Source organism: Streptomyces sp. NPDC047869, assembly GCF_040704065.1.
In the GTDB taxonomy this organism is placed as follows: domain Bacteria; phylum Actinomycetota; class Actinomycetes; order Streptomycetales; family Streptomycetaceae; genus Streptomyces.
In genome coordinates, this window is sequence record NZ_JBEYRK010000032.1 from 93,694 (window position 1) to 104,199 (window position 10,506).

1 protein-coding gene is annotated in these 10,506 nt (G+C 76.5%); it reads right to left on the reverse strand.

What is annotated here, in order from left to right; all coding sequences use genetic code 11:
- Nucleotides 1-19: 19 nt before the first annotated feature.
- Complete coding sequence (locus AB0924_RS31270) at nt 20-10,477, reverse strand: SDR family NAD(P)-dependent oxidoreductase (RefSeq protein WP_366913166.1); 10,458 nt, start codon at nt 10,475-10,477, stop codon at nt 20-22.
- Between the last annotated feature and the right edge of the window lie 29 nt (nt 10,478-10,506).

A 10,506-nucleotide genomic window follows, 5' to 3' on the forward strand; every position in this document is an offset into this window, starting at 1 on the left:
TTGTGCTTGGTCTTGTCGCTCAACTCTGGTCCCAGGAGCGGAACGCCCGCAGGTGCTCGGGCGTGACGACGACGTCCAGCCGCGCATCGTCCGGGTCGCCGCCGCCGAGCGCGGCGAGCAACCGGCGGGCGGGCGCGTTGCGCGGGGTGCGCTCCGCGGTGAGCCGGACCTTGGTGCAGCCCAGTTCCCCGGCCCGGTCGGCGAGCCAGGCGAGCAGCCGTTCCTCGACCCCGCGGCCGAGGGCGCGGCAGCTCATCGGCCAGGCGAGGACGTCGAGCCGGTCGCCGTCGGCGGCGACCGCGAGCAGCGCGATCTGGCCGTAGTCGCCGAACCGGTCGCGGGCCGCCGCCGTCCACACCTCGCCCCGTTCGCGCCACCGGGTGAGGTCACCGCCGTCGGCGGAGCGGGCGCGCAGGGTGAACTGGTTGGTGCGCCGGATGAGTTGTTCGCCGCGTTCGACGTCCGCGTCGGTGAGTTCGCGGATGTCGACCGCGAGGCCGAGCCCGGCCAGAAAGTCCTCGAACCCAGCGCCCGCGCGGACTGCGTCCCGGGCGCGTTCCGCCTCGTAGAACCGGGCCCTGAGGGCGTCCTCGGCCGTGGCCGCGGCCGGGACCAGGGGCCACAACCGGTCGAGGAACGCCTCGAGTTCACCGGCCGGCGGGCAGGTCACCGACAGCACCTGCGGGAGTGCCGCGCGCATCTTGGCGATCTCGGCCGGGTTGTCGTCCAGGAACAGGAAGCTGTCCAGGCCGAGGTTCAGGGTGCGGGCGGCCTCGTCGAGACGGGCGGGCTTGGGTCCCCAGGCGGCCGAGATCACGCTGAAGTGCTCGGCCTTCAGCGGGCTGTCGGGACGGTCGAGGACCGCCCGGACGGTGGCCTCGTCGTTGTTGCTGACCAGGGCCAGCAGCGTGCCCGCCGCCCGCCACCGCAGCAGCCGGCGGGCCAGCAGGGCACGCGGGCCGGTGAGGTCCACCGCGTCGGGACCGCTCTCGCCCGCCACGCCGCCCCACAGGGTCTCGTCGCCGTCGACGGCGATCACCTTGGGCGCGGGCCGCCGTACGGCCCGTACCACCTCGGCGAGGCGCAGCGCGACCGCGGCCTGGAAGTCGGGGGTGAAGGGCAGGTGGGCGAGCCGCTCGGTGCGCTCGTCGAAGCACTGCCCGACGGCGTGGTGGCGGGTCCACTCCTCGGGGCCGAGCACCGCGATCCCGGGCGACTCGGCCAGGTCGGCGGCGATGCCGCGCTCCCAGTCGAGGAGCCGGCCGGTGGTCCCGGCGCTGGGCAGGATGCCGACGACGAGGGGCCTGCGGGTGCGCTCGACGAGGTTCCTCAGGGCGGCCGGGTAGGCGTCGCGCAGTTCGGTGAGAAGGGTGTCGTCGACCGGCCCGAAGCGTTCCAGGTCGGCGGCGCGCAGCAGGACGACGCCGACCGCGGTGGCCGGGTCGGCGAGGACGCCCGACGGGTCCTGGAGGGCGGCCAGCACGTGGTGGTAGGGCGCTTCGGCGGTACTCGCCCGCTCGTCCTCGAGGGCCGCCGCGCACATCAGGGGCAGATGGCCGAGGGCGAAGGTGGCGGCCAGGGCGACGCGCGGCCCCTCCGCGGGCGGCTCGGGCCGCCGTTCGCGCACCGGGGCGGTCGCGTCCGCGGTGGTCCGGGCGAGCAACGTCAGGAACTCCTCGCCCAGTCGGGCGGCGGTGTCCGCGTCGAGGATGTCGAGGTTGTGGTCGAGGCGGACGGTGCCCGCGTCCGGGGTCATGGTGATCATCAGGTCCAGGTCGGTGTGCCCGACGCCGGCGGGCAGCACTTCCAGGTGCTTCAGCTCACCGGAGAAACGCACGTAGTTGAAGTAGACCTCGACGAGCGGTGCGTTGGCCCGGTGCAGGCCCTGCCGGGCGAGGGTGGCGAGCACGTCGGAGAACATGGCGCCCTTCGACAGGATCTGCCGCAGCCGGCTGTCGGTGCGCAGCAGTACGTCCGCGACCCGCTCCCCCGCCGCGGCCTGCGCGGGGAACGGCACGGGGACGCCGAAGAAGCCCACCGCGCCGAAGGCGTCGGCGTGGATGCGGGTGTCCACCGGAACGGCGAGCACGAACCGCTCCCGCTCCCGCGTCCGGGCCAGCAGCACGGTGAGGGTGCCGAGGCAGTAGGCGGCGGGGGTGACGCCCAGGCCGCTCGCGGCGTCCGCGACGCGCCGCATGAGCCCGTCGGGGACGGTCACGGTGACACTGCCGGACCGGTACGAGCGGGTGTCCGGGCGGGGACGCGCGAGGGTCAGGTCGAGCCGTTCGCTGCCCCGGAAGGCCGCGCGCCACTCGTCGCCGGGGCCTTCCCCGCCGCCCTGCTGGGCCTCGATCAGCAGGTCCAGGTCACGGTTGGTGACGGTGCCGTCCAGCGGGGTGCCGGACAGCTCGGCGTCGATCTCCGCGGCCACCAGCAGCAGGGACTGCAGGTCGCTGACCGCGTGGTGGGCGCCGAACACCAGGATCTGGCCCCGCGGGCCACCGTCGGACAGTTCGAACCGCCACAGCGGCGGGGCCGCCAGGTCGAACGGCGGCTCCAGCAGCAGCCGCAGCCGTTCGGCGGGGTCCGCGTCCGTGCCGTCGGTCCAGCGCAGCGGCGGCGCGGGCAGCTCCCGGTCCACCCGGAGCCGGCGCCGGCCGTCGACGCCGGTCACGACGGCCGTGCGCAGGGCTGAGTGCCGGGCGACGAGCCGGTCCAGGATGCCGGCGAGGTCCTCCCGGGTGACCGGGGTGGTGAGCCGTACGGCGAGGCCGACGCCGTGGGCCGCGTGCGGCATGTCGGGCTGGGCGCTGCGCAGGAGGCGTACGACGTCCCGCGTGGCGGGCCGCAGTTCGGTCTCCGGGACCTCCCGCGCCGGGGCGTCCTGCCCGGCGTCGGCCGGTGCGGTGCGCTCGGGGAGCCCTTCGCCGAGGGCCCGGGCGAGACCGCGGATGTCGGCGGCGGAGAACACGTCGGCGGCCGGGAGTTCGACGCCCAGCTCGCGGGCGAAGGCGTTGCGCAGCCGGACCAGCATGAGGGAGTCCAGGCCGAGTTCCTTCAGGGCGGTGGTGGCGAACACGTCGACGGCGCCGCCGGAGACCTCGCCGACCCGGGCCCGTACATAGGTTTCGAGCCACTCGGCGCGCTCCTCCTCGGTGGCGGCCGCGAGCACCCGCCGCACGAGGTCGTCGCCGTCCGCGCCGGTGGCCGGGACGGTCACCAGGTCGGCGAGCAGGGGCCGGCCGCGGGCCGCGTCCGGATCGAGGGCGAGCAGCTCCATGTCGAGTGCCATCGGCGCGAGTTGGCGGCGGCCGGTGGCCAGCACCCGGTCGAACAGCTCGCCGCCGTCCTGCGGGGAGAGGGCGACCAGGCCCGAGCGGCCGGTCTCGGCGGCCCGGGCGCCGGATCCGGCGACCATGCCGACGCCGGCCCAGGCGCCCCAATCCAGGCTGAGCGCCCGCCGGCCGGTGCGGGAGAGGTGGTGCGCCCAGGCGTCGAGGAAGGCGTTGGCCGCCGAGTACGGGCTCTGTCCCGCCGAGCCGAGCAGACCCGCCGCCGAGGCGAACAGCACCAGGTCGTCCGCCTCCGGGACGAGTTCGGTGAGCAGGGCGGTGCCGAGCACCTTGGGCGCGAGGACGCGCAGGACGCGTTCCTCGGTGAGGTTGGCCAGGGTGGCGTCGTCCAGGACACCGGCCGCGTGCACCACGGTGGTGACGGGTCCGGCCGCGCGGCGTACGGCGTCCAGGGCGGCCGTGAGCCCGTCGCGGTCGGCGACGTCCGCGCGGGCCAGGTGGACGCCGACTCCGCGCTGTTCGAGATCGGCGATCCAGGCACGGGCGGCCGCGTCCGGGGTGCCGCGGCCGAGCAGGGCGATCCGCCGGGCGCCCCGGCGGACCAGCCGTTCGGCGACGACCCGGCCGAGCCCGCCGAGCCCGCCGGTGACCAGGTGCACGCCGTCCGGCCGCTCGGCGTGGCCGCCGTCGTCGGGGCGGGTGCGGGCCAGCCGCGGGACGAGCCGGCCGGTGTCGCGCAGCGCGACGAGGCGTTCGTCGTCCGCGTGCCGGAGTTGCGTCCACAGCAGGTCGGTGCCGCCTTCGGCGGGCAGGTCGATCAGGGTGGTGGCGAGTTCCGGGTGCTCCTGGGCCACGGCGAGGGCGAACCCCCAGGCGAGGGCCTGCTGCGGATGGGCCACGGCGGTGCTGTCGCCGGCGGCCTGGCTGCCGCGGACGACGACGAACAGGCGCGGCGCCCTGCCCTTCGGCCGGTCGCGGCCGGTGAGGGCGCGGACCAGGTGGAGGGTGGTCAGGCAGCACAGCCGGGCCGCCTCCCGCGCACTGCCGCCGTCCGCGACCGGCGGGGCGTCGAGCGCGGAGAGCTGGACGATCCGCTCGGGCGGCGCGTCCGCGAAGGCCTCGTCCAGGAGCCTGGTGAGCTGCGCGGGGTCGGCCGGGTCGAGGACATGGCGGCCGGGTGCCTCCACGGCGTACTCGGTGCCCCGGCGGGCGACGACGTACGGCACCAGGCCGTCCAGCCGGGAGGCGAGTTCGTCCGCCGTGCCGGTCTCGTCGGCGAGGATCAGCCAGCCGCCCGCACCGGGCGGTTCCTGTGCCTCGGGGCGCGGCTGCCAGCAGGTCTCGAAGAGGGCGCCGTCCAGCGGGGACAGCGCGGCGAGCCGGAACTCGTCCACGGCGAGCACGAGTTGACCGTCCTCGTCCCACAGGCGCAGATCCAGCGTGGCCGTGTCGCCGTCCACCGAGCGCAGGTCGCAGCTCACCCAGGCGGGCGTGGTGCGCGCGCCGCTGTGGTGCACGCGGCCGGCGCCCGCGGGGACGAAGGCGCGGCCGGCGGGCGCTGCGGCGGGCAGGGCCGCGCTGTGGAAGGAGGCGTCCAGGGTGGCGGGGTGCAGCAGGTGCCCGGCCGCGGGCCGGGCGGCCAGCCGGGCGAGGGCTGTCGTGCCGCCGTCCCGGTGCCCCTCCTCCAGGCCCCGGAAGGCGGGGCCGTAGTCGATGCCGAGGGCGGCGAGGCCCGCGTAGACGGCGCTCACGTCGACCCGCTCGGTGCACCGCTCGCGCAGCGCGGCGAGCCCGGGCCCGCCGGCCGGGGCGGGTTCCGGGGCGTCAGCGGCCGGCTCCGAGACGATGCGGCCGGTGACGTGCAGCTCCCACCGCCGGCCGCCGGCCGGGGCGGAGGCGACCGTGAAGTCCCGGTGGCCGTCCTCGGCCGGGCGCAGCACCAACTGCAGGCTTACGGGCCGGTCGGCGTCCAGCCGCAGCGGCTGGACGAACCGGACGTCGGTCAGCCGCACCCCGTCACCGTCACCGTCCGCCGCCGGGCCGGTGGCGGCCTCCAGCACCATGCCGAGGAGGGCGGCGCCCGGCAGCCACACCTCGCCGGTGACGCGGTGGTCGGTCAGGTAGGCGAAGCGGCCGTCGTTCAGGTCGATCTCGGTCTGGAAGAGGTCGCGGCCGGGCTCGTCGCTGGCCTGGACGTGGGTGCCGAGGAGCGGTGAGCCTCCGGTGGCGCCCGACCGCACGGGGGCGAGCCAGTGGCGTTCCCGGGCGAAGGCGTAGGTCGGCAGGTCGGCGCGGCGGCCGCGCGGGTACAGCGCGGCCCAGTCGGGCGTGTGCCCGGCCGTGTACAACTCCCCGAGCCTGCCCAGGAGTACGTCGTGCCCGTCGCGGCCGCGGCGCAGCGAGCCGACGCCGGCCGCGTCGACGCCGGCTTCGCCCGCGACCGCCTCGATCGCCGGGAGCAGCGAGGGGTGCGGGCTGAGTTCGACGAAGTAGCGGTAGCCGTCGTCCAGCATCCGCCTGATCGTGTCCGCGAAGCGGACCGGCCGGCTCAGGTTCGCGTACCAGTAGGCGGCGTCCAGGCCGTCGCCGGGGACGGGTTCGGCGAGCACCGACGAGTAGAGGGGGGTCGGTGTGCGGGTGCCGCGAATGCCGGAGAAGCGGTCGAGGAGGTCCGCGCGCAGGGGGTCCATGAGCGGGGTGTGGGAGGCGAACGGTGTCGACAGCACCCGGCTGGAAACGCCCCGTTCCGCCAGTTCCGCGCGGAGCGCGGTGAGCGCCTCCGACTCGCCGGAGACGGCGGTGGCGGTGGGGCCGTTGACCGCTCCGACGAACAGCTTCCCTGCGTAGGGGCGCAGCAGGTCCTCGACGTCGGCGGGCGGCAGCTCGACGGCGAGCATGCCGCCGTGCCCGACGAGGGGGACCACCGCCTGGGCCCGGCCGGTGACGGCGGTCACGGCCTCGTCCAGGGTGAGGGCGCCCGCGCTGTAGGCGGCGGCGATCTCGCCGAGGCTGTGGCCCACCACGGCGTCCGGGGTGACGCCGAGTTCACGCCAGGCGGCGGCGAGAGCCGCGTTCACGGCGAACAGGACCGGCTGGAGGTATTCGGTGCGGTCGAGCGGGGAGAACTCCTCCGGTGCGCGCAGCACATTGAGCACCGACCAGCCGGCGTGCCGTTCGACGGCGGCGTCGATGCGGGTCAGTTCCGCCCGGAACGCCTCGGAGCGGTTCATCAGCTCCAGTCCCATTCCGGTCCACTGGCCGCCGTGCCCGGCGAACACGAAGGCGACCCTGCCGGACTGCTCCTCGTGCGGCGCGGGTACCGGCCTGCGGCCGCTGCCCAGGGCCCGGAGCGAGGACAGCAGTTCCTCCCGGCCGTCCGCGACGACCGCGGCGCGCCACTCGAAGTGGCTGCGGTGCCGGGCCAGGGTGTGGGCCACGTCCGGGAGGGCGGCGATGCCGGCGGTGATGTGCCGGGCGAGCCGGGCGGCCTGTCCGCGCAGCCCGGCCTCGCTGCGTCCGGACAGGGGGAACAGGCGCTTGCCGTCCGGGACTTCCGTCTTCTCGGCGGGCCGGGCGGGGGCCTCCTCCACGATGACATGGGCGTTGGTGCCGCTGATCCCGAAGGCGCTGACACCGGCCCGCCGCACCCGCTCACCCGTCGCCGGCCAGGCCACCGGTTCCTGGAGCAGCCGCAGTCCGCTGCCCTCCCACTCGACGTGCCGGCTGGGTGTGCCGGCGTGCAGGGTGGGCGGCAGGGTCCGGTGCCGCATCGCCTGCACGACCTTGATGAGTCCGGCGACGCCCGAAGCGGCCTGCACATGGCCGATGTTGGACTTCAGCGACCCCAGGTACAGCGGGCGGTCCCCGGTCCGGGTGGCGGCGAAGACCTCGGCGAGGGCGTTCGCCTCGATCGGGTCGCCGAGCGTGGTGCCGGTGCCGTGGGCCTCGACGTAGTCGATGTCGGCGGGGTCGAGTCCGGACTGTTCCAGCGCACGGCGCAGGACCTGTACCTGGGCCGGTCCGTTGGGCGCGGACAGGCCCTGGCTGCGGCCGTCCTGGCCCACCGCCGTGCCGCGCAGCACGGCCAGCACCTCGTCGCCGTCCCGTCGCGCGTCACCGAGCCGCTTGAGGACGAGCATGCCCGCGCCCTCGGCCCAGATGGCGCCGTCGGCGTCGTCGGAGAAGGCGCGGCAGCGCCCGGTCGGGGAGAGCCCGCGCAGCCGGCTGAACTCCACGAAGGTCTGCGGGGTCACCATCAGGGTCACCCCGCCGGCCAGCGCCAGATCGCACTCGCCCGCGCGCAGTGCCTGGGCGGCGAGATGGGTGGCGACCAGTGAGGAGGAGCAGGCAGTGTCCACGGTCAGCGCCGGGCCGTGCAGCCCGAGCGCGTACGCCAGCCGGCCGGAGGCGACGCTGAGTGCCGAGCCGGTGCCGACGTAGCCGTCGAGCTGGTCGAGGCGGGAGCCGGCCAGGTAGTCGCTGCCGAACATGCCGACGTACACGCCGGTGGTGCTGCCCGCGAGCCGGGCGGGCACGATGCCGGCCCGTTCGAGCGCCTCCCAGGCCGTCTCCAGCAGCAGCCGCTGCTGGGGGTCCATGGCGGCGGCCTCCTTCGGGGTGATGCCGAAGAAGCCCGCGTCGAAGGACTCGATGTCGTCCAGGAAGCCGCCTTCGCGGGCGTAGGACTTGCCGGGGGCGTCCGGGTCGGGGTCGTACAGCGCGTCGACGTCCCAGCGTCCCGCCGGGAACGGGCCGACCGCGTCCCGGCCTTCGGCGACCAGCCGCCACAGCCCCTCCGGGTCGTTCACGGAACCGGGAAGCCGGCAGGCCATGGCCACGACGGCGATGGGTTCGTCGGTGGCCGGGCCGCTCCGGCGCGCCACCGCCGGGGCCGGCTTCGGGGCGGCGTCGCCGAGTGCGTGGGCCAGCAGGTACGCGGCCAGCCGGTCGGCGGTGGGGTGGTCGAAGAGCAGGGTGGCGGGCAGCCGCACACCCAGCCGGGCCGCGAGGCGGTTGCGCAGTTCGACGGCGGTGACGGAGTCCATGCCGAGGTCGCGCAGCGGCCGGCCGGCCGGTACGGACTCGGTGGAGCGCAGGCCGAGCGCCCGGGCCGCCTCCTCGCGGACCAGGGCCAGGACGCGTTCGGCCCGCTCGGGTCCGGGCAGCCGGGCCAGCCGGCCGGCCAGGGCGCCGCCCGTCGCGTCGCCGGTGCGGGGCGCGGGCAGCAGCGTGCGCCACAGGGCGGTGCCCGCGGCGTCCGTCGTGCGCAGGCGGGGCAGGTCCAGGACCCAGCCGACCAGGTGCGGGGCGTCGCCGCGCAGGGCCAGCGCCACCAGGTCGCGGCCCTGCTCCGGGGTGAGGGCCCGGTGCCCCAGCCGGGCCATGCGGTCCAGGTCGGCGTGGGCGGCGGCGAGACCTTCGCCGGCCCAGGCGCCGAAGGACAGGGAGAGGCCGGGCAGGCCCGAGGCCCGCCGGTGGTGGGCGAGTTGGTCGAGGAGGACGTTGGCGGCCGCGTAGTTGCCCTGGCCCGGGTTGCCCACGACACCGGCGGCCGAGGACACCAGCAGGAACAGGTCCAGCGGGGTTCCGGCGGTGAGCCGGTGCAGATGGGCGGCGCCGTCGGCCTTGGGGCGCAGTACCCGCTCCAGCCGCTCGGGGGTCAGTTCGCCGATCACACCGTCGTCGAGGACCCCGGCGCAGTGCACGACACCGCGCAGCGGGAACTCCTCGCCCACCGCGCCGAGTACGCCGGCGATCGCGGCCGGGTCGGTGACGTCGCAGGCGACGACCTCGGCCCGCGCGCCGAGCGCGGCCAGCCCGGCTACGGCCTCCTCGGCGCGCGGGTCCTCGGCGCCGCCCCGTGCCGTCAACAGCAGCCTCGGCACTCCGCGTTCGGCGAGGAGCCGGGCGATGTGCCCGCCGACGGCTCCCAGACCACCGGTGACCAGGACGGTTCCGTCCGTGGGCGGCACGCCGGCCCGGCCCGCGTCCGGCTCCGCTCCTCGGCCGGTCCTCCCCGGACGTGCCCGCACCAGCCGGGGCGCCAGCAACTCGGTTTCACGCCACGCCAGTTCGGGCTCGCCGGGAAGACCGGCGGCGGCCCTCAGCACGGGGCCCGGGTCGAGGCCGTCGTCGTCCAGGTCGAGCAGTGTCAGTCCCAGGTGCGGGTGTTCGGCACGCGCGCTGCGCACCAGGCCCCACAGCACCGACTGGGCGTACGCGGGCACCCGGTCGCCGTCGGCGGCGGCCACCGCGCCCCGGGTCACCCACACGGTCCGCGCGGGTGCCTGGCCCTCGGGGAGGGCGATGAGCCGCCGCAGTTCCTCGAGGGCGCCGGTGGCCGTCTCGTGCGCGACGGCCACCGGATCGGCATCCGGTGCGGGGCGCGGCCAGAAGCGTACGGCGACGTCGGTGCGGTCCTCGGCGCCGGGCAGGGCGTGCCGGGCGGCCGCGGCCTGCGGGTCGGCGGGGTCGCCGGCCACGGCCCAGGTGAGGTCCGGCGCGTCGGCGGGCTCGCCGGCCGCCGTCCACGCCACCTCGTACAGGTGCCGGGCGTTCTCCGAGCCGGCGTCGAGGTCGGCGGGGTCGGCGGCGCGCAGGCGTACGGCGTCCAGACGCCCGGCGGGGAGGCCGTCGGCGTCCCACAGGGTGACGTCCAGGGTGAGGTCGGTGCCGGTGTCACCGGTGCGCCGGACCCGTGCGGTCAGCTCACCCGTGGTGACGGCCGGGAGGACGCACCGGCCCACGGCGACGGGCAGCAGGGCGCGCTGCCCGGCCGGGCCGAGCGCGGCCGTCACCTGGAGGGCGGCGTCCAGCAGCGCGGGGTGCACGGGGTACGGGCCGGCGGTGTCGCGGGCGCCGGCGGGCGGCGAGAGCCGGGCGAGGAGTTCCCCGTCGCCGGTGACGGCCGCCGACCGTACGCCCTGGAAGGCGGGCCCGTAGCCGAGGCCGAGCCCGGCCAGCCGGTCGTAGGTCCCCGCGGTCCAGGCCTCTTCGGCGGACTCGGGCCATACGGGCGGGCGTTCCGCGGTGAGCGGGGCCGAGGAGGCGGCGGAGGCGGTGGCGTTGAGGGTCCAGCCGGGGGCGTCCTGGACGCGCGGGCGGCTGTGCACGGTGATCTCGGGCACGGGGCCCGCGGTGACGACCTCGACGGAGACCTCGACCGTGCCGGAGGCGGGCAGCACGAGCGGGGCGACCAGCAGCAGGCCGGTGA